This window comes from Streptomyces sp. ISL-43 (genome assembly GCF_018614195.1).
In the GTDB taxonomy this organism is placed as follows: Bacteria; Actinomycetota; Actinomycetes; order Streptomycetales; family Streptomycetaceae; genus Streptomyces.
In genome coordinates this window covers 32151-51753 of the sequence record NZ_JAGGOT010000054.1, presented here as the reverse complement: position 1 = coordinate 51753, position 19603 = coordinate 32151, and the positions used below count along the sequence as shown (strand labels likewise).

18 protein-coding genes and 2 pseudogenes are annotated in these 19603 nt (G+C 73.0%); 10 read left to right on the top strand and 10 right to left on the bottom strand.

The annotated features are described in order from the left end of the window. Positions 1-234: 234 nt before the first annotated feature. Both J7F03_RS29350 and J7F03_RS29345 read right to left on the bottom strand, forming a co-directional pair. On the bottom strand, positions 235-861 hold the full coding sequence (locus J7F03_RS29350; RefSeq protein WP_214954754.1) for a DUF4291 domain-containing protein: 627 nt from the start codon (positions 859-861) through the stop codon (positions 235-237). A 112-nt stretch (positions 862-973) separates the two neighbouring features. Then, positions 974-3475 (bottom strand): helicase C-terminal domain-containing protein, encoded by a 2502-nt coding sequence (locus J7F03_RS29345; protein ID WP_214954752.1) that lies wholly within the window; start codon positions 3473-3475, stop codon positions 974-976. A gap of 86 nt (positions 3476-3561) precedes the next feature. On the opposite strand from J7F03_RS29345, the gene J7F03_RS29340 reads away from it, so the two are divergent. Continuing rightward, positions 3562-4485 (top strand): hypothetical protein, encoded by a 924-nt coding sequence (locus J7F03_RS29340; protein WP_214954750.1) that lies wholly within the window; start codon positions 3562-3564, stop codon positions 4483-4485. A 258-nt stretch (positions 4486-4743) separates the two neighbouring features. Next, entirely contained in the window at positions 4744-5373 is a 630-nt protein-coding gene (locus J7F03_RS29335; protein ID WP_214954748.1) for an HAD family hydrolase, read from the top strand. Positions 5374-5445: 72 nt separating this feature from the next. Here the strand turns inward: J7F03_RS29335 and J7F03_RS29330 are convergent, their stop codons facing one another. Further along, a complete protein-coding gene (locus J7F03_RS29330; protein ID WP_214954764.1) occupies positions 5446-5634 on the bottom strand; it encodes a hypothetical protein in 189 nt (62 codons plus the stop codon). A 269-nt stretch (positions 5635-5903) separates the two neighbouring features. On the opposite strand from J7F03_RS29330, the gene J7F03_RS42110 reads away from it, so the two are divergent. Then, the gene (locus tag J7F03_RS42110; RefSeq protein ID WP_214954746.1) at positions 5904-6287 is read left to right on the top strand and encodes a cold-shock protein; all 384 of its coding nucleotides are present in this window, start codon (positions 5904-5906) and stop codon (positions 6285-6287) included. Positions 6288-6343: 56 nt separating this feature from the next. Here the strand turns inward: J7F03_RS42110 and J7F03_RS29320 are convergent, their stop codons facing one another. From J7F03_RS29320 to J7F03_RS29310, 4 genes are all read right to left on the bottom strand, one after another. Beyond that, entirely contained in the window at positions 6344-7222 is an 879-nt protein-coding gene (locus J7F03_RS29320; RefSeq protein ID WP_214954744.1) for a 1,4-dihydroxy-6-naphthoate synthase, read from the bottom strand. Beyond that, positions 7219-7944: a futalosine hydrolase gene (locus tag J7F03_RS29315; RefSeq protein ID WP_308380011.1), complete on the bottom strand. Its 726-nt coding sequence runs from the start codon at positions 7942-7944 to the stop codon at positions 7219-7221. Before J7F03_RS29315 ends, J7F03_RS29320 begins: the two co-directional genes overlap by 4 nt. A gap of 13 nt (positions 7945-7957) precedes the next feature. Beyond that, positions 7958-8443, bottom strand: coding sequence for a DUF2771 domain-containing protein (locus J7F03_RS41425; protein ID WP_251072664.1), 486 nt, complete (start codon positions 8441-8443; stop codon positions 7958-7960). 100 nt (positions 8444-8543) lie between these two features. Further along, positions 8544-9923 (bottom strand): MFS transporter, encoded by a 1380-nt coding sequence (locus J7F03_RS29310; protein ID WP_214954741.1) that lies wholly within the window; start codon positions 9921-9923, stop codon positions 8544-8546. A gap of 327 nt (positions 9924-10250) precedes the next feature. Here J7F03_RS29310 and J7F03_RS29305 point away from each other — a divergent pair, with 327 nt between their 5' ends. The 3 genes from J7F03_RS29305 to J7F03_RS29290 all read left to right on the top strand — a co-directional run bounded on the left by J7F03_RS29305 (position 10251) and on the right by J7F03_RS29290 (position 13535). Beyond that, on the top strand, positions 10251-11159 hold the full coding sequence (locus J7F03_RS29305; RefSeq protein WP_214954739.1) for a DUF3027 domain-containing protein: 909 nt from the start codon (positions 10251-10253) through the stop codon (positions 11157-11159). 446 nt (positions 11160-11605) lie between these two features. After that, complete coding sequence (locus J7F03_RS29295) at positions 11606-11824, top strand: hypothetical protein (RefSeq protein WP_214954762.1); 219 nt, start codon at positions 11606-11608, stop codon at positions 11822-11824. A gap of 199 nt (positions 11825-12023) precedes the next feature. Next, the gene (locus J7F03_RS29290) at positions 12024-13535 is read left to right on the top strand and encodes a flotillin family protein (RefSeq protein ID WP_214954737.1); all 1512 of its coding nucleotides are present in this window, start codon (positions 12024-12026) and stop codon (positions 13533-13535) included. Between the two features lie 147 nt (positions 13536-13682). Here the strand turns inward: J7F03_RS29290 and J7F03_RS29285 are convergent, their stop codons facing one another. Beyond that, positions 13683-14696: a WD40 repeat domain-containing protein gene (locus J7F03_RS29285; protein ID WP_214954735.1), complete on the bottom strand. Its 1014-nt coding sequence runs from the start codon at positions 14694-14696 to the stop codon at positions 13683-13685. Positions 14697-14772: 76 nt separating this feature from the next. Between J7F03_RS29285 and J7F03_RS29280 the strand changes: the two genes are divergently transcribed. Both J7F03_RS29280 and J7F03_RS29275 read left to right on the top strand, forming a co-directional pair. Next, positions 14773-15477, top strand: coding sequence for a GDSL-type esterase/lipase family protein (locus J7F03_RS29280; RefSeq protein WP_214954733.1), 705 nt, complete (start codon positions 14773-14775; stop codon positions 15475-15477). Positions 15478-15536: 59 nt separating this feature from the next. Beyond that, a pseudogene (locus J7F03_RS29275) lies at positions 15537-15692 on the top strand (aldo/keto reductase); the annotation flags it as partial. Positions 15693-15770: 78 nt separating this feature from the next. Here J7F03_RS29275 and J7F03_RS29270 read toward each other — a convergent pair. Beyond that, complete coding sequence (locus J7F03_RS29270; protein WP_214954731.1) at positions 15771-16760, bottom strand: aldo/keto reductase; 990 nt, start codon at positions 16758-16760, stop codon at positions 15771-15773. A 168-nt stretch (positions 16761-16928) separates the two neighbouring features. On the opposite strand from J7F03_RS29270, the gene J7F03_RS29265 reads away from it, so the two are divergent. Then, positions 16929-17135 carry a hypothetical protein gene (locus J7F03_RS29265; RefSeq protein ID WP_214954729.1) on the top strand — a complete coding sequence of 69 codons (207 nt, stop codon included), beginning with the start codon at positions 16929-16931 and terminating at the stop codon, positions 17133-17135. 125 nt (positions 17136-17260) lie between these two features. Here the strand turns inward: J7F03_RS29265 and J7F03_RS29260 are convergent, their stop codons facing one another. Continuing rightward, positions 17261-18757 carry a recombinase family protein gene (locus J7F03_RS29260; protein WP_308380009.1) on the bottom strand — a complete coding sequence of 499 codons (1497 nt, stop codon included), beginning with the start codon at positions 18755-18757 and terminating at the stop codon, positions 17261-17263. On the opposite strand from J7F03_RS29260, the pseudogene J7F03_RS29255 reads away from it, so the two are divergent. Beyond that, positions 18758-19486 (top strand): annotated as a pseudogene (locus J7F03_RS29255) (aldo/keto reductase); the annotation flags it as partial. Positions 19487-19603: the final 117 nt, after the last annotated feature.

The window sequence follows — 19603 nt, the reverse complement described above, 5'->3', positions numbered from 1 at the left end:
CGAGCTCACAGGCATCACAGACGGATCGGTTTCGGCCGGAACGAACCCCACCAGCATCCTGGACCAGCAACAGGCCCCGTCAGAGCGGACAGAAGCACCCCCAGCGCGCGCCACGGGATTTACCACGCCCCCGGCGCGCACCGAAGGTGCGCTGGATCGCTGACCTGCGATAACGGAATCGTCTCCACCTGTTTCGCCCAGTGCTCCGGTGCCGGGGGCCGTCACAGGAACCGGCTACGCGCCCAGGTGCTCCAGCGGCCCCGCCGGATAGGGGGTCTCCGCCGGGAGGAGGGCGCTCGCCGCCTCCGGTTCCCCGGAGCGGAGCAGGCCGTGGATCTCCCGGACCAGCGGCGTCACATCGCGGATGGAGACCGTCCACTCGTCGGCGTACGCCCGCGAGGCCGGTCCGGCCAGGCCGAGTTGGAGCGAGCGGTGGGGCAGCGGGTTCAGGTGCAGGTCGCGCTCCGGGTCCCATTGGACGCGGGCGGGGGCGGTCCGCAGCGCCTGCCTCCAGGCCGCCCGGTCGGGGTGCACGGCGGGGGAGTAGTGGGACAGGCAGGCGTCGCGCAGCGCGCGGTCGAAGCCGGCGCGGGTGATCTCGACGGCCAGCACGGTCTCCTGGTCGGCCTTGGTGGCCCAGCCGCAGCGGTACATCATCCACAGGAACGACGGCTTGACCCACGTCATCCGCTCCCGCTTCCAGGCGGGCGGGAAGCGCCCGTCCCGGGCGGCGGGGAGTCCCAGCCGGGGGCTGTACGCCTGGTACACCGTGAGGGTGTCGGTGGTGTGGGACGCGCGGATCCGGTGCCGGGGGACCTCGGTCGGGGTCTCGGCCCGGACTGCGGTCGGGATGTCGGACATGGCCCCAGGGTGCGGGGCCGGACACCCGCCCGGCGAGCGGTTTTCCTCGCGGCCTCCCCGACCGAGGGCCGTCCCGTAGTCCCCGGCGGGCGCGGGGATTACGGGACCGCCCTCAGACCTGGTCCTCCGCCAGTTCCGCGACCCCGGTGATCCGGTGCAGCGCGTACGTCCGTACCTCGTCCGCCGTGTGGTCGTACCCGGTGACGAAGCCGCCCTCCACCCGCACCGGCGCGATGACCCGCTGGCTCGCGGCCCCGTCGGCGTTGACGTAGCCGATCCATACCGCCGACCCGGTCAGCGCGGCCGCCTGCACCGTCGCCAGGGTCTCCGCCGCGCTGGTGCGCGGGAGCGCGCCCGGTCCGCCGGAGGACGCCCCGGAGGACGCCCCGGAGGACGCCCCGGAGGGCTCCTTGCGGACCGCCGTCGCCGCCATGTCGCCCGCGCGGATCGCCCGTACGGCGGCCCCCAGCAGCGTCGCGTCCGGCACCGGAGGCCCGTCCGGGACCGGGGCGGGAGCCGAGCGGGCGGGGGTGCGGTGCGCGTCGGCGCGGCCGACGACGACGTCTCCGGTACGGGACTCCGCGGCCGGTGCGTACCCCATGGCCCGCAACGTGTCGAGCAGCGCGGTCGGGTCGGCCTGCGCGGCCAGCACGGTGGGCGCCAGGCGGCGCAGGCCCATGCCCGCCGAGCGCTTGTCGGCCAGGATCTCGTTGAGCATGCCGTCGTCGTCGCAGCGCACGTAGGAGGAGGCCGCGCCGACCCGCAGGTGGCCGTGGCGCCGGGCCACGTCGTCGATCAGGTAGGACAGCGGCTGCGGCACCGGGGTGCGGCTGTGCTCGGTGAGGAAGGCCTGCAGGTCGACGGCCGTGTGGCCGGCGTCCAGGGCGCGGCGCACCGACCCGGGCGTGAAGCGGTACACCGTCGCCCCGCCCTTGGACTCCACGTCGGCCAGGACCGCCAGGACGTCGGCGAGCGCCCGGCGCAGCGGCCCCGGGGCCACCGCCGTCAGGTCGGCCTGGAGCAGTACGTGGTCCACGGGCTCGGGCAGCAGCGGCGCGAGCAGCGGTGCCGGGTCCCGGCCCTCCAGCAGGGCGCGGCCGTGCGCGGCGAGCGCGCCCCGGCCGGTGACGCCGAGGACCTCGGCCTCGGTCAGCGTCCAGTGCGCGAGGCGGGCGCGCAGCTCGCTCGTCCCGCGCACCGGGCGCTCCCACGTCAGCCGGGTGAAGAGCGCGGCCGGGTCCGGGGAGCCGCCCTCGGGCAGGGCGCCGATCAGGTGCAGGACGCGGCGGCGCACCTCGGGGGCGGCCGATCGGTCCAGTTCCGGGCCGAGCGCCGACAGGGTGCGGCCCTTCGCGTCCTGTTCGCCGACCAGGCCGGCGGTCCGGGTGGCAGCCAGCCAGGCGGCCGCCAGTACCGACCAGCGCTCGGCGGGCGGGAGTTCGCACCAGTCGTCGAAGGCGGGGGTCGGCGCGTACCGCTCGTCCGCCTCGCTGTCACTGGCCAGCAGCCCCGCCGCGTAGGCGAGTTCGACCCAGAACGCCGCCGACGGCTCGGTGGTGTCCAACTGGGCCGCGGCCCGCTTCAGGTCCCGTACGGAGAGCCCGCCCGCCCGGAGCACGGCAGGACCGGCGTACTCCCAGGACTTCACCAGCTCCTCCACGGTCGACAGCGCGGCCAGCGCCTGACCGGCCGCGTTCGCGTCCACAAGCTGTGGACGGTGCTCGCGGTGCGCGGCAACGGCCGGGGGCAGCGGCTCCGTCACCCGGTGCGCGAGCCCGCCGCGCAGGTGCAGCGCCACCTCGCGCGGCAGCAGTACCGTCCGCGCCGACGCCGGCAGCAGCAGACCCCGGTCGCGCAGCCAGCGCACCGGAGGCGTCGGATTCGGGGTCACCTCCCCGTACGGCGGACCCCACACGAGCCGCCCGAGTACCTGGTGGGCCTCCGCCGGAGCCTCGTCGAGCAGCGCCGACATCCGGGCCGGGTCCGTGAACAGGCCCGTCAGCGCGGTCACCGCCGACACCGGGTCGTGCGTCGCGGACAGTCCTACGGCCGACACGATCTCCTGGATCCGGGTCGGGGACATGCCGGCGGTGGCCTCGGCGACGGTCGGGCCGAGCCCGGTGGCGGAGGGCCGGGACGCGGAGGGCGCGAGCAGCTCGCGGGCCGTGCGCACCAGGCGCAGCCGCTGCTCGTCGCCCCATACGAGGGCCTGTTCGCGCAGGGTCGCCAGCGCCCGGGGCAGCTCGGCGCGGGCCCCGTTGTCCGCGCCGGACGTCGTACCGGTGTCGCCCGCGAGCAGCGACTCCAGCACCGGATACGGGCACGGTTCCGGGGCCACCGCGAGGGCTTCGGCGCACTGCAGGGCGAACCGGTCGAGGCGGTCCAGCGCACGCACCACCGAGGCCCGGGTCCCGGCCCGCGTCGCCAGCTGCGTCACGTCCCCGGGCACCGGGCTCAGCAGATCCGGACGGGCGTGCAGCAGGGCGGCCAGTCCCGCGTCGTCACGGGCGCGCAGCGCTTCGGCGAGGGAGCGCGGAGCGCTTCCCGCGGTGCTCGGGTCAGGCACGGTCGTCGCCTCCTGGTCGCGTCGGCCGGTCAGTCGGCCGGTCCCCATCCGGTCAACGGTATCCGCTGCGCCCTCGGCAGCTCCACGGGCGCACGCGCTACCTTCGCATCAGGCGGTACGGGAGGAGCCGGGGCGTGGGCATCGAGAGCGACCATCTGGTCTACGAATATCTGAGCCGGGTCGGGGACTTGGCGCAGCGCCGGCAGCTGCCGTCCGGGGACCGGATGCGGCTGGTGTCGGGGCTGCGGGACGAAATCGACCGGCGGCGGGCGAAGTACGAGCCCGAGACACCGGCGGCGGTACGGCGCATCCTGGAGCGGATCGGCACGCCGGAGGAGGTCGTCGGCACGCTGTCGGCGGCGGGCGCGCCGCCGCCCGCCGAGCAGACGCCCGCCGTGCCGGCGCAGCGGGGGGCCGCGCCGCCGCATCTGGCCGGGATCGACGAACTGGGCAAGGGCGAGGTGATGGAGCCCGACTGGTGGCGGGTCGCGCCGGACTCCTCGGTGGAGGGCTTCGCGGGTGGGATCGAGATCCCGGAGCTGTTCAAGGACCCGGAGCGTGCCGAGGTCGCGAAGGCCGACGCCGGTGCGGCCGCGGAGGAACCGGCGGAGCGGCGGACGCTCCTGGGGTTCCTGCGGGAGCGGCGGCGGGCGAAGGCGGCGGCGAAGGCCGGGGCGGCGGCCGTAGGGGACGCCCCGGCGGCCCCGAGGCCGAAGCCGCACGCGTTCCTGCTGCTCGCGGCGGTCGCGCTGGTCGCGGGCGCGGTCTCCGGGTACTGGCTGCTGCTGGCCGCGGGCTGGCTGCTCGCGTACGCCTCCCGCGTACTGGGTCCTGCGGAGCGCAAGTGGGTCGTCTTCGGGCTGCCGGGGGCGGTGTTCGCCTCGGCGGTGGTGTGGCTGTGGGGGCGGCTGAACGGGCGGTGGGGTTCCCCGCTGACGGACGAGGGGGTGGGCGGGGTCTTCCACGACATGCTCCCGTGGCTCGCGCGGGCGGCTGCGCTGGCCTCCGCGCTGTACCTCTTCTGGCGCTCGCGCCGCCGCGGCCTTCCTCCTTCCTGACGCGCCCCTCGCGCGGCTCGGCCCTGGCGGGCCCTGCCTTCCTGACGCGCCCCTCGCGCGGCTCGGCCCTGGCGTGCCTCCCCGGCCCCGGGCCGCTGCGCCGGACTCCGTCCGTCGGGGTCTGGGCGGGGGTGTCGCCGCCACCGTCCGGCGCGGGGGCCGGTGGGCGGGTGCGGGTGGTCTGCCCTGCGGGGCGTGTCCCCTGCCTTCCCCCGGACACGTTCCCGTTCCGCGCGCCCGGCTCGGCACAATGGCCGTATGAGCTCCGAAACGCTGCTGACCGTCGGATTCGACCTCGACATGACCCTCATCGACTCGCGGCCGGGCATCAGGGCCGCCTACCAGGCGCTTTCGGCCGAGACGGGCACGTTCATCGACGCGGACGCGGCCGTCACGCGCCTCGGTCCGCCGCTGGACGAGGAGCTCGCGTACTGGTTCGCGGAGGCGGAGATCCCCGCCATGGCCGACCGCTACCGGGAGATCTATCCCACACACGCCATCGAGCCGACCCCGGCGATGCCCGGTGCCCGCGAGGCGATCGAGGCGGTCCAGGCGCTCGGCGGCCGCGCGATCGTCGTCACCGCCAAGCACGAGCCCAACGCCCGCCTGCACCTGGCCCACCTGGGCATCGAGCCGGACGCGGTCGTCGGCTGGCTGTGGGCGGAGGCCAAGGCGGGCGCCCTGCGCGAGTACGGCGCCCAGGTCTACGTCGGCGACCACGTGGGAGACGTACGGGGCGCACGCGCGGCCGGCGCCCTGTCGGTGACGGTCCCGACCGGCCCGTGCCCGGAGCCGGAGCTGCGGGAGGCGGGCGCCGACGTGGTGCTGGCGGACCTCACCGAGCTGCCGGCCTGGCTCGCGGAGTACGCCCGCACGCGGTCCGCGTGAGCCCGCGGCCGCGCGGCAGCGCGACCACGCCGGTCGCGTAGCCGCCCGGCCGCGTAGCCGGGAACGTGCGTACTACGCCTGCGACGCGCGGGCGGCCGTGCGCTGCGCGGCCGCCGAGCGCACCACGCCCGCCGCCGAGATGGCGAAGCCGACGCCCATGAGCATGCACACGGCCCACGCGTACGACGGGAACGGGTCGGTGTCCAGGAACAGCGGTGCCATCGTGGCGAGCGTGGCGACGGCGCCGAGGATGAAGACGATGCCGCCGGCCTTGACGAGCGCGTCGCCGGGGCGGGCCGCGTCGGGGTCGCCCGCGGGGGCGCCCGCTGTGGCGGCGGTGGAGGCGCGGGCGGTGTCCGCGTGCTCGGGCTGAGGAGTAACAGTCACCCGGCCAGGGTAGTTCCCTGGCCGGAGCGGTCATCCGCGAAGGACCGGGGAACGTCTTGTCCCCCGGATCCTGACGATTAGCCTGAGAGGTGCGGGTCGGTGACCCGCTTCACACCCGACGAGCGCAAGGACAGAGGACGGACGTGCCTACCGGCAAGGTCAAGTGGTTCAACAGTGAGAAGGGCTTCGGCTTTCTCTCCCGCGACGACGGCGGCGACGTCTTCGTTCACTCTTCGGTGCTTCCCGCCGGGGTGGACGCGCTCAAGCCCGGCCAGCGCGTCGAGTTCGGCGTCGTCGCCGGGCAACGCGGCGACCAGGCACTTTCGGTGATCGTCCTGGATCCGGCACCCTCCGTCGCGGCCGCGCAGCGGCGCAAGCCGGACGAGCTCGCCTCGATCGTGCAGGACCTCACGACCCTGCTGGAGAACGTCACGCAGCAGCTGGAGCGGGGCCGTTACCCCGACAGGGCGCACGGCTCGAAGATCGCCGGCATGCTGCGCGCGGTGGCCGACCAGATGGACGTCTGACCAGGCGGTACGACCGTGCCCCGGCTCCCGGGAAGGAGCCGGGGCACGGTCATGTCCTAGGGGAAGTCCAGCGCGCCGGGGGCAATGGCCGGAACCAGACCCTCCGCCGCCGCCCGCGTCAGCAGGCCGCGCACCGCCGCGTAACCGGCGTCGCCGAGGCCGGACGTGAACTCGTTGACGTACAGCCCGATGTGCTGGTCCGCGACGGCCGGGTCCAGCTCCTGCGCGTGCGCACGTACGTAGGGGCGCGACGCCTCCGGGTCCTCCCAGGCCATCCGGACCGAGGTGCGGGCGGACTCGGCGAGCGCGCGCAGTGTGTCCGAGCCCAGTGAGCGCTTGGCGATGATCGCGCCGAGCGGGATCGGCAGGCCGGTCGTGGACTCCCAGTGCTCGCCCATGTCGGCCAGGCAGTGCAGCCCGTAGTCCTGATAGGTGAACCGGGCCTCGTGGATGACCAGTCCGGCGTCCACGCGGCCGTCGCGCACGGCCGGCATGATCTCGTGGAACGGCAGCACGACCACCTTGCCGACGCCCTCGGGCGGCAGCACGTCGGCGGCCCACAGCCGGAACAGCAGGTAGGCGGTGGAGCGTTCGCTCGGGACCGCGACCGTCTTGCCCGCCAGCTCCAGCCCCGGCTCGCGCGTCAGGACCAGCGGTCCGCAGCCGCGGCCCAGGGCGCCGCCGCAGGGCAGCAGCGCGTACTCCTCCAGCACCCACGGCAGGACGGCGTAGGACACCTTCAGGACGTCCAGCTCACCGCGCTCGGCCATGCCGTTGGTGATGTCGATGTCCGCGAAGGTGACGTCGAGTGCGGGCGCGCCGGGGACGCGGCCGTGGGCCCAGGCGTCGAAGACGAAGGTGTCGTTCGGGCAGGGCGAGTAGGCGATCCGCACGGGCGACCGGAGCTCGGGCTCCACGGGCTTCACGGCGTTCATGAGGGTCCTCCCCAGGAGGCGAGTACGGGTCCCAGTGCGCGGAAGCCGTCGGCCAGCGCCGCCAGGGCGTCGCCGATCCGCCAGGCGGCGCGGTCGCGGGGGCCCACGGCGTTGGAGACGGCACGGACCTCCAGGACGGGCAGCCCGTGCGCAGCGGCGGCCTCCGCGACCCCGAAGCCCTCCATGGCCTCGGCCCCGGCGAGCGGATGCCGGGCTACGAGAGCCGCGGCGCGGTCGGCGGTGCCGGTGACGGTGGAGACGGTCAGGACGGGTGCGAGCAGGGCCCCGGTCGCCTCGGCGGCCCGGACGGCGAGCTCCGCGGGAGGCAGGTGCACGCTGCGGCCGAAGCCGAGTTCCGCGACGGGAAGGAAGCCCTGCGGGGTCTCGGCCCCCAGATCGGCGGCGACGATGGCGTCGGCGACCACGAGGGAGCCGAGCGGGGCGGCGGGCGCGAACCCGCCGCCGATGCCGGCGGAGACGACCAGGCCGTAGCCGCCGTCGGGCGCGAGCGCCAGGGCGGTCGCGGTCCCGGCGGCCGCGGCGGCCGGGCCGACTCCGGCGACGAGGATGTCGAAGGCTCCCCGGTGGTGGATGAGGTAACCACCGGGGAGGGTGCGCGGCTCGGAGCCGGGGGTGTGGTCCGGATGAGGGGCCGGACCGGGCAGGCCGCCGACGACGGAGTCCGCCTCCGCCGCCACCGCGGTCACGATGAGCGCGCGCACCGGGGGTACGTGCTTACTTGAGCTTGATGGTGAAGGCCCAGACGGCGAGGGGCTTGCCGTCCGCGGAGACCTGGACGATGTTGAGCTTCTTCGAGGCCGGGGCCTCGCCCTGGCCGCCGGTGAGGAAGAGGTCGGCGCCCGGGAAGCTGTCGTAGGTGTTGCTGGACGGCTCGGTGATCTGCTGCCCGTCCAGGACGGCCTGCCACTTGTTGCCGTCCTCGACGACCTCGGGCTCGATGCCCAGGCGAAGGGTGTCGCCGCGGCCGTACTCGATGGTCTTGGTGTTCTTCGCATCGGCGAAGCACTCCTGGACCTTGTCGGCCGTGAGCTCCTTGCCGTCGCGGCAGGCGGCTTCGGCGGACACCGACGAGGTGCCGACCGTCACGGTCGCCAGCGGCGTCGGCTTGTCACAGGCGGAGAGGAGGAGGAGGCCGGCGGATACGGCTCCGAGGGCCGCGACGCTGCGGCGGCCCCTACCCGAGAAAAGCGGTGCGGTCATGAGCCGAAGGCTATCGGGCCGGTGCGCTGCGCTGCTGCACGGGGTCCTACGGTGTGGCTTCCGCCGGCGGACGGGCTACGCCACGCGGGGGCGGGACGGGCTACGCCACGCGGGGGCGGGACGGGGTGCGGTGGTGGCGGGGGGTGGCCATGAGGCCGCGCAGGGCCATGGTCGTGCCCAGGGCCACCACCGCCGCGGCGACGGACATGCCCAGGGCGCCGTTCAGGGGCAGGGCGATGCCGATCGCGCCGCCGATGACCCACGCCACCTGGAGCAGGGTCTCCGAACGGGCGAAGGCCGAGGTGCGCACGGCCTCGGGCACGTCGCGCTGGATCATCGCGTCCAGCGAGAGCTTGGCCAGGGCCTGGCAGAAGCCGGCCGTCGCGCCCAGGACGGCCATGAAGAGCCCGCTGAAGAAGACCGCCGCGAGGACGGCGACCGCGAGGGTCAGGCACAGGACGGAGGCGATGATCACCTCGGGCGCGCGCGCCCGGAGCCAGGCCCCGACGGCCGTCCCGCACGCGTTGCCCACGCCCGCCGAGACGCCGACGATGCCCAGCGACACCGCCGCGCTCTGCCCGGCGAGCGGGTGCTCGCGCAGCAGGAACGCCAGGAAGAAGATCAGGAACCCGGACAGCCCGCGCATCGAGGCGTTCGCCAGCAGCCCGCACAGCACCGGCCGGCTGACCGTCCGCAGCCCCGGCCGCTTCGAGTGGGCCTCGTGGGTGGACAGCCGGGCCCGCCGCTCGCCCTTCGCCTCGTCGACCTTGTGGGGCAGCGTGAACGCCGCGAAGGTGCCCCAGATGAAGATCGCGCACGCCCCGTACAGCGGCCACGGCGCCCCGATCGCGTGCAGCGCGACGCCCACGGGCGCGGCCGCGCCCGTGGCCAGCAGGCCGGCCAGGGTGACCCGGGAGTTCGCCTTGACGAGCGAGAACTTCGGCGGGAGGAGCCTTGGCACCACGGCGCTGCGGACCACCCCGTAGGCCTTGGAGGCGACCAGCACCCCGAGCGCGGCCGGGTAGAGCTCCAGCCCGCCCGTGGCCACCGCGCCCGACATCATCACCGCGAGCAGCGCCCGGGTGAGCATCGCGCCGGCCATCGCGGCCCGCCTCCCGTGCGGCAGCCGGTCCAGCAGGGGGCCGATCACCGGGGCCAGGAGGGTGAAGGGGGCCATGGTGATGGCGAGGTACAGGGCCACTCGGCCGCGTGCCTCGTCCGTGGGGACGGAGAAGAAGACGGTGGAGGCGAGCGCGACTGTGATCATCACATCACCGGCGCCGTTGATCGCGTGCAGCTCGATCAGCTTGCCGAGGCCCGATTCGCCCGCCCCGTGCGCGTGGGTGGCCCGCCGGATCCCGCGCGCCGTACCGGTGAACGGCAGGTGCAGGGCACGCCCGACGGCCCGGCCGGCCCGCCTGGCCGGTCCCGAGCCGTCATCGGACGACCGTACGGGTGCCACGTGGCCATAGTGCCCCACTCGGCCCCCCGGGACCCGTCCCGGCGCGTTGCGGGGAGATGGCCGGTAGTGGGGTTGTCCGCGAATCGGACCTTGCATGTGGGCCGAAGGCGCCGGAGGAGGTAGCGTGCGTAGCGCGCCACCGGCGGCTGCTCTTGGCCGCGCGCCTCTTCGCGATCCCGCAGAATGGATCGCAGGTAGGTGCGCCCTGGAACCCGATCGGGCGCGGACGTCGACGCGGCCCTCTGGTCCGCTCCGCCCGCGCTACGTAGGGACAGCCGACGGGTCGTTGTGGACGACAAGTACGGACGGCGCACTCGTGAGACGGCGTAGGAGAGAACGAGACCTGTGAGTGCTGCGACGACGCGAAGCCGTACCCCCGACCGCCTGTGCGCCGAGGCGGTAGACCTCGCCCGCGCGGCGGCTGAGGAAGCCGCCGCACCCGGAGTGGTGGGAGAGCACGTATCCGCGGTCGCGGAGGGCGACAGGGTCGTCACCCACTTCTTCGAGTGCAAGAACCCCGGCTACCGGGGCTGGCGCTGGGCCGTGACCGTGACGCGTGCGTCCCGGGCGAAGAACGTCACCCTCGACGAAACGGTGCTGCTGCCGGGCGACGACGCCATGCTGGCCCCCGAGTGGGTGCCGTGGAGCGAACGGCTGCGGCCGGGCGACATGGGCCCCGGGGACCTGCTCCCCACGGACGCCGAGGACCTGCGGCTGGAGGCGGGCTGGTCGGGCGAGGACGCCCCGCCGCCGAACTCGGTGGTGTCCGCCGAGATGGCCGAACTGGTCGAGGCGGAGGACGCCGACGTCACCGACCGGGCGATCGTCCCCGTACGCGGCTCCATCACCTCGGTGGCCGAGGAACTGGGCATGCGCCGGGCGCGCGTGCTGTCCCGCTACGGGCTGCACAGCGCGGCCGACCGCTGGGACGAGTCCTTCGGCGCGAAGACCCCGATGGCGCAGGCGGCGCCCGCCTCGTGCGTCTCCTGTGGCTTCCTCGTCGCGATCGGCGGCTCGCTGGGCCAGGCGTTCGGCGTCTGCGCGAACGAGTTCGCACCGGCGGACGGCCGGCTGGTCTCCCTGTCCTACGGATGCGGCGGCCACTCGGAGGCCGCCGTGATGCCGAAGCCGCCGCGGCCCGCGCCGCCGGTGCTGGACTCGATGGCCTCGGACGAGTTCCTCCTCCGCCCGGCCACCGACTCGGGCTCGGTTCCGACCACCGACGTCCTGGCCCCGGACCTCGGCCACTCCTAGCTCTTCGCCCGCTCCGCCGCTGCCGGGGGCTCCGCCGGGTTCGCCCGGTCGGGTGACCCGAGGTGCGCGGGGCGGGGCCCCGTGATCCGCTGGTCGGGATGACCACGGCCACCCGCCCGCCGCCGCCACCCCGGCACACCGGTCAGCCCAGGCCTGCCAAGGGCCGGCTGTCGTGGGTGGACCTCGCGGTGGCCGCCGCCTTCCCCTTCGCGCTGCTGCCCTGGCTGACGGTCCGGCAGAACGTCGAACTGGGCCTGGAGGCCGAAGGCGTGGACCGCGAGGCGCGCGCCGACTGCACGAGCGAGCAGCTGGAACGGCAGCTGGAACGGCAGCTGGAGACGGCGACGGACCGGGGGCGCTACGGGGAGTTGTACGGGTACGCGGACGCCCGAGGAATACCGGCTCGACGAGGACACCGGCCGGGCACAGCGGCGTACGCTCGGCCCATGGGGGAATCGGACATGGTGGGACTGGACGGCCGGGTCACCGGGACGGTCGGGCCGGGGCTGGTCGGCGAGGTCATCGTGCGGATCAGGGGCGGGGCCGAGCACTTCCTCGCGCACCCGGCCCCGGGGACCGGGCGCCTCACGGTGGGGACCGTGGTGACGGTGGTCGAATACCTGCCGCCGCGCACGGTGTACGTGATGGCGGCGTACGGCGACTGACGCGCGCTGCGAGCCGGGCTGCGAGCAGCGCTGCGAGCCGGGCTCCGAGCGGCCCTGTGACCAGCCCTCGGATCACCGCCGCGGCCTCCGCGTATCAAGATGGCGACAAGGACCCTCCGCCGTCTTCACGCCGCTGTGACGCGGGCGCAGACTCGCCTTCTCGGCGGCGTACGCCGCCGTGGAAAAGGGGGAGTTGCCGATGCCTATCGGCGTATTGGCGGGCGTTGTCCTCGGCGCGATCGTGGTGGTGATCGGCCTGTTCAAGCTCATGTGGCGGGTGGCCGAACCCAATGAGGCGCTGGTCATCTCCGGCTCCGCGCACAAGACCGAGGGCATCGCGGAGGGCATGGGCTTCCGCATCGTCACCGGGCGCGGAACGCTCGTGGTGCCCGGTGTGCAAGCCGTACGGAAGCTGTCGCTGGACCTCAACGAGACCCAGCTGAACGTGGACTGCGTGACCCACCAGGGCATCCCGCTGCGGGTCAAGGGCGTGGTCATCTTCAAGATCGGCGACGACTTCGTGTCCATCGCCAACGCGGCCCGCCGCTTCCTGGACCAGCAGAAGATGATGCCCGAGCGCGTGCACATCGTCTTCGCCGGCCATCTGCGCTCCATCGTGGGCGGGCTGACGGTCGAGGACATGATCCGCGACCGCGAGAAGCTGACCGGGCAGACCCGGGCGGCGTGCGGCACCGAGATGGAGAAGCTCGGGCTCATCGTGGACTCGCTCCAGATCCACGAGATCGAGGACCCGACGGGCTACATCAAGAACCTGGCGATGCCGCACGCGGCCGCCGTCCAGCGGGACGCGCGGATCGCCCAGGCCGATGCCAACCTGCGGGCCACCGAGGCCGAACAGGCCGCTTTCGCGCGGATGTCGGAGGCCACCCGGGACAGCGAGATCCTCCAGGCCGGCTACCAGGCCGAACGCGACAAGGCGGCCGCCACCGCCCGGCAGGCGGGCCCGCTGTCGGAGGCGGCGGCACGCCAGGAGGTCGTGGTCCAGGAGACGCGGGTCGCGGAGCTGGAGGCGCACCGCCGCGAGCAGCAGCTCCAGGCGGACGTGCGCAAGCCCGCGGACGCGGCGGCGTACGAGACCCGCACCCGCGCGGAGGCGGAGCGCGACGCGCGGATCTCGGCGGCGCAGGCCAAGGCGAAGGAGACGGAGCTCGCGGCCGCCGCCGAGGCGACCCGGGTGACGACGGCCGCGGCGGCCGACGCGCAGGCCACGGAGGCGCGGGGCCTGGCGGCGGCGACGGCGACGCGCGCGAGCGGCGAGGCGGAGGCGGCCGCGACCCAGGCCAAGGGCCTCGCGGAGGCGGCCTCGGCCAAGGCGAACGGCCTGGCGCAGGCGGAGGCGGCGAAGGCGAAGGGCCTCGCGGAGGCGGAGTCGATCAAGGCGCGGGCCGCCGCGCTGGCGGAGAACCAGGAGGCGGTGGTCGCGCAGCAGCTGGCCGAGAACTGGCCGGCGATCGTGGAGGCGGGCGCGGGGGCCTTCGGGAACGTGGAGCACATGATCCTGCTGAACGGGGCGGAGGGGATGTCGGAGATGTTCGCGAAGGCCCTGACGATGGGCGGCACGGGCCTGGGCCTGGCCCGCCAGCTCCTGTCGTCGATGTCCCAGCCCCCGGTCACCCCTGTCACCCCGGTCACCCCGGTCAACGGGGCCTCGGCCTCGTCGTCCCACCAGATCCCGATCCAGGAGGCGTAGCGGCGAACCCGGCCCCGCCGGCGTTTGAGGCGCGGGGTCCGGGGCGCGGTCCCAGGGGGTCCGGGCGGAGTCCGGGAACGGTGGAAGGGTGGAAGGGCGGGTCGGGGATGCGTCTGGCGGGGTCCCGGCACCCGGACCCCGCCAGGGTCAGCGCCTCGGGGGCCGCCGCCGCAGGATCCGCTTCGCGGTCAGGGTCAGCCCCGTGGCCACCACCAGAACCATCGCGGCCTTGCCGAAGCTCCCGCCCTCGGGCGCCGCGGGCGAGGCCGCTCCCGGGCCGCCGGGCGCGGCCGAGGCCGCCGGGGCCGGGGACGAGGACGGACCCGGGGCCACCGGGATCGCCACCACCCGGCTCCCCACCCCCTCCGCCCCGAACATCAGCGTCGACCCGTCCGCCGTGTACGTCACGGACTCCGCCTGCCCCTGCCACGGCGCGGCGACCTGCTCCCCGTCCCCGGCCGGTTTCCCGTCCTTCCAGGGGTAGGTCTTCGCCCACAGGTACCCGCGCAGCGCGAGCCGCCCCCCGTCCGGGGAGAACGCCCCGTCGGTGACCCACGGCACGTCCCCGATCCGCCGGAAGGTGTTCGTACCGGACGCGGACAGCGTCGCGGGGCCCTCGTAGAGCCCGCCCGCCCGCTCGTCCTTGCTGGCGATGTACACCCGCCCGGTCACGGGATGGACCATCAGGGCCTCCGCGTTGCGGGGGCCGTCCGCGTACTTCACCGTGAACTGCTCGGCCTTGAGCGTGAGGTCCCCGAGGGTCTTAGGCTCGGGGAAGCGGTAGATCCACACGTGGTTCCAGGAGCCGCCGAGGTTGTCCCCGATGTCGCCGACGTACAGCTGTCCGTCCGGTCCCAGGGAGATCGCCTCGACGTCCCGGGGCTTGCCGATGCCGGTCAGCGTGATCCGCGCGACCGTCTTCCCGGTCGCCGAGTCCACGGCGTACACGTACGGGCCGTCGTCGCTGTCGTTGTGCGTCCAGTACACGCCCGGATGGATCCGGCTGGCCGCGAGCCCGCTCGATTCCTTGATCCGGGGGTCGCTGATGGTGAACCCGGACGTGCCAGGACTCGCGGCCGCGAGGGCCGCCGGGGCGAGGGCAAAGCCGGAGGCGACGACAACGGCAACGGCGGCGGTCGACGGAAGCAGGCGCAGGCGCATGCCCCAAGCCTGCCAGCCCGCACGGAGTGTCCGGCATCACAGGGGTTCCGGTCGCGTGATCCGCGATGATGACCGGATGCGTTTCATGTTCGTCGGCGACTCCATGACCATCGGACGCGCCGGCGACTACACCTGGCGCTACCGGATGTGGCAGCACCTCAACACGGCCTTCGGCGGCCCGTACCGGATCGTCGGCCCGCGCAGCGAGCTCTACGACACCTTCGCGGACGCGCCGGTCAGCCACGAGTACGCCGATCCCGGCTTCCCCGAGCACGCCCGCCGCCACCTGGCCGGCTGGGGCGAGGGCTGGCAGCACATGGCCCCGCTCATCGGGCCCGCCGCCCGGGACGGCAAGGCCGACGTGCTGCTCGTCTCCCTCGGGCTCATAGACCTGGGCTTCTACACCGCCGCCGAGGGCACCGCCGCCAACGCCCGCAGCTTCATCGCCGAGGCCCGCGCCGCCCGCCCCGGGATCCGGATGGTCCTGATGCCGGTCATCCCCAACGTCCGGGCCCAGGACGACGCGCCCTTCGCGGCGCAGGTCGCGCTCTTCAACGAGCTGCTCGCGAAGGCCGTCGCCGACCTGTCGACGCCCGCCTCGCCGATCCTGCTGGCCGCGCGCCCGGACTCGTACGAGCTCCACCTCGACACCTACGACGGCACGCACCCCAACGCCTCGGGCGAGCACCGGCTGGCGGGGGAGTTCGCGGCGGTCCTGCACCAGGCGTGGGGCATCGGCGGACCGTACCGACCGGACCGCTCGGACCGCCGCGACTCGTAACACGCCCTTCACCGACGGGTCTTGCTTCGAGCGCACTCCAAGCAGTTGGCTAGTGCCCCATGAAGTACACGCAGCTCGGACGCACCGGCCTCAAGGTCAGCCGACTTGTCCTCGGCACCATGAACTTCGGCCCCCAGACCGGGGAGACCGAGAGCCACGCCCTCATGGACACGGCCCTCGACGCCGGCATCAACTTCTTCGAAAACCGCCAAGTAGGTACTTTGATGCTCACTTGGTGATGCGGTGGCCGCCGCCCGAACGAAGCGGCGACGGCCCTGCGCACGCCTACCTGATCACCATGCGAACGCTTCGGGGGACGGCCCCGGCCCGGGGAAGATCTCGTCCAGGCCGGCGAGAACCTCCTCACTGAGCTCCAGCTCCAGGGCGCGCAGCGCGCTCTCCAGTTGCTCGGCCGTACGCGGCCCGACGATCGGGCCGGTGACCCCGGGACGGGTCAGCAGCCAGGCCAGGGCGGCTTCGCCGGGCTCCAGGCCGTGCTTGTCCAGCAGGTCCTCGTACGCCTGCACCTGCGTCCGTACGGAGCTGTTGGCCAGCGCGTCCGCCGACCGCCCAGAGGCACGGCGCCCGCCCTCGACCTCCTTCCTGATGACACCGCCCAGCAGCCCGCCGTGGAGCGGGGACCAGGGGATGACCCCGAGGCCGTACTCCTGGGCGGCCGGGATGACCTCCATCTCGGCGCGACGCTCGGCGAGGTTGTACAGGCACTGCTCGCTGACCAGCCCGATCGAGCCACGCCGGGCGGCGGTCTCGTTGGCCTGTGCAATCTTGTACCCGGGGAAGTTCGACGACCCCGCATAGAGGATCTTCCCCTGCTGGATGAGGACGTCGACGGCCTGCCAGATCTCCTCGAAGGGGGTCCGGCGGTCGACGTGGTGGAACTGGTAGAGGTCGATGTAGTCGGTCTGGAGCCGCTTGAGGCTGGCGTCGACGGCCCGCCGGATGTTCAGCGCCGACAGCCGGTCGTAGTTGGGCCACGAGTCGCCCTCGGCGGCCATGTTCCCGTAGACCTTGGTGGCCAGGACTGTCTTCTCCCGCCGGCCACCACCCTGGGCGAACCAGGTGCCGATGATCTCCTCGGTGCGGCCCTTGTTGTCACCCCACCCATACACATTGGCCGTGTCGACGAAATTCAGACCGGCGTCGAGGGCGGCATCCAGGATTCCGTGGCTGGTCGGTTCGTCTGTCTGCGGACCGAAGTTCATCGTGCCGAGAACGAGTCGGCTGACCTTGAGTCCGGTGCGTCCGAGCTGCGTGTACTTCATGAGCCCCAAGCCAACTGCTTCGAGTCCACTCCAGGCAAGGGCGCCCCGCGAACCCACCGATTTATGCGACAACGCGCATAGTCGCGTCTCTGCATAGACGTCCGAATCCGCTGCTCCGTACGGTCTTCCTGTCTGGCCCTGATCAGGGCCACGAACCAGGGGGTTCACATGGCTCGTGAGGAACTGACCCGACTCACCGGCAACGGAAACGGCGAGTGCGGACAGGGCGACTGCCCGAACGTGTACCGCACCGCGTCAGGCTCGTTCGTCGTGCAGGGCGACCTGTCCGACGCCTTCACTCCACCCTCCGGCGAGGGGCTCGTGGAAATTCCCGAGAGCGTTCTAAAGGAGGCTGTACGTGCTCTTGGATGGTGACGAGTGGCAGGCCAAGTTCCGCGACTTTCGGCGCTTGAAGTCCATGGGAATCAGGACCTGCACCCGTCCCTTCCCCTCCTGCCACATGCCCTCGTGGCCCTCTGGGGACATCGCCTGCGCAGGGGTCATCGGCGGCAGCTTCTCGGCGTGGATGACTGCCCTGACTCCGGCGGCCCGGAGTTCCTTGCCTTCTCGTGTTGGGTCGTCAGTTTCGCCCAGCGTTCCCTGTAGGTCTCATTCGTCGGGATCTCCTCCCAGGTATCCGGCCGGGTGGGCTGGGCCATGAGCTGTTCCCGCCGTGCGTCCAGCCGCTTGTACGTCTCGCGGTACTCCTGCTTGCCCAGCTCGCTGGAGTAGAGACCGGCTTCCCGGTCCTCACGAAGTTCAGCCAGCGCGCGGTTGACCTCTTCGATGTCCCGCGTGAAGTCGACGCCTGGACGGAAGACCTTGCGCACGATCTCGACATTGCCGGCTGCGCGCAGGAAGACCTCCTCGACGGCTCCCTCCAGCACGTGAGCCGCGATGCCCTTGCTGCCCGTAGGGCAGGGCTTGTGCGTGGTCCGGGACGCGCACCGGTAGTACGGCCAGTTTCGCCCCGGGCCGAGGTACGCCGGTTCTCCGCAGGTACAGAACGCGACCCTGAGCATCGGGGAGCCGCCCTTCCGGTTGCCGTTGCGCTTGCTGGTGTTCTCGTCCAGCTTCTTGTTCGCCAGCTCCCACTCCTCCTGGCTGATCAGCGGTTCCGCCCGCTGGAGAGGGCGACCCTCTGCGTCACGGATGACGCGGGTTCGCTTCGTCTTCCGGCCGTCGATGACAACTTCCTCTGTCACCTCCATCTGGCCGAGAACGTTCAGGGAGCGCACCACCTTGGCTGTGTTCGCGGCGGTCCACCGGCCGCCCTTCGGGGGCTTGCCGTTCCTCATCAGCTGGGCGTCGAGCGATACCGGGGTCTTGGTCGGGTCTTCGTTGAGCCACTGGGCGATGCTGTTCGCGGACTCGCCGTCGATCAGCCGGCGGATGATCTCGCGCAGCGTCCCGGCGGTGTCCGTTCCGTAGTCGTCCGGGACCAGTCGCCAGCCGTCGCCGGTGTCCTGCTTCTCCGCTCGGTAGCCGTACGGAATCCGGCCCCCGCGCCAGCGGCCCTCCTTCACCAGGTGGTTGTACGAGGACTTTGCCCGGGCCTTGATGGCTTCGAGTTCCCCTTCCGCGAAGGACGCGATCAGGCTGAACAGCAGCTTGCCCATTTGCGTGTTCAGGTTGATCCCGTCCTCGACGGTGGCGACCTCCTTGCCGTGCATTTCGCACCACTCAACGAGCGTGTGCACGTGGAGCACGCGCCGTGAGAGGCGGTCGAGCTTCAGCGCGCAGATGATGTCGTACTCGTCGGCCCGGGACTCCTCCAGTGCGATCCGGTGCTCGATCGAGCTGACCTCTTTGCCAATGGTGGACGGCAGCCACTTGCTGAAGTCAGGGCGCTTCCACGGCTCGACACCGCCGGATACGTCGATGTCCTCGACCCACCCGACGACGACGTGCCCTCCCTGGTCGGCCCATCGTTGAATCGATCGGCGCTGGCGCTCCGGCGATGTGGTCTCGTCCGAGATCTTCGACAGGCGGACCACAAGGTCTACGGCAGCATGGCCGCCGAGGGCGACCCGTGGCCCAACTACGACCGCCTGTCGGCGCTGAACATCCGGCGGGCCGTCGACGCCAGCCTCAAGCGGCTCCAGACCGACTACATCGACCTCTACCAGTTCCACCACGTCGACCGGAACACCCCCTTCGAGGAGATCTGGCAGGCCGTCGAGGTCCTGATCCAGCAGGGCAAGATCCTCTACGCGGGCTCCTCGAACTTCCCCGGCTGGAAGATCGCCCAGGCCAACGAGGCCGCGGCGCGTTCCGGGCGGCTCGGCCTCGTCAGCGAGCAGTGCCTCTACAACCTCGCCGAGCGGCGCGCGGAGATGGAGATCATCCCGGCCGCCGAGGCGTACGGGCTCGGCGTCATCCCGTGGTCCCCGCTGCACGGCGGACTGCTCGGCGGTGCCATCCGCAAGGCTGCCGAGTCGGGGCGCACCGCCACCGGCCGCTCGGCGGACGCGCTGGCCAACAGCTCCGTACGGGCGCAGGTGCAGGCGTACGAGGACCTGCTGGACAAGCACGGCCTGGAGCCCGGCGAGGTCGCCCTGGCCTGGCTGCTGACCCGTCCCGGGGTCACCGGCCCGATCGTCGGACCGCGTACGCCGGAGCAGCTCGCGTCCGCGCTGCGCGCGGTGGAGCTGGAACTGTCGCAGGAGGTGCTGGAGGAGGTCTTCCCGGGGCCGGGACCGGCTCCGGAGGCGTTCGCCTGGTAGGGGCGGGGACGGCCGGGTGCTACTGCCCGACGGCGGCGGCCACGGCGACGACGACGAACATCAGCACGAGAACGCCGGCCATGACGCGGTTTCTGGTCTTGGGATCCACCCGTCGAG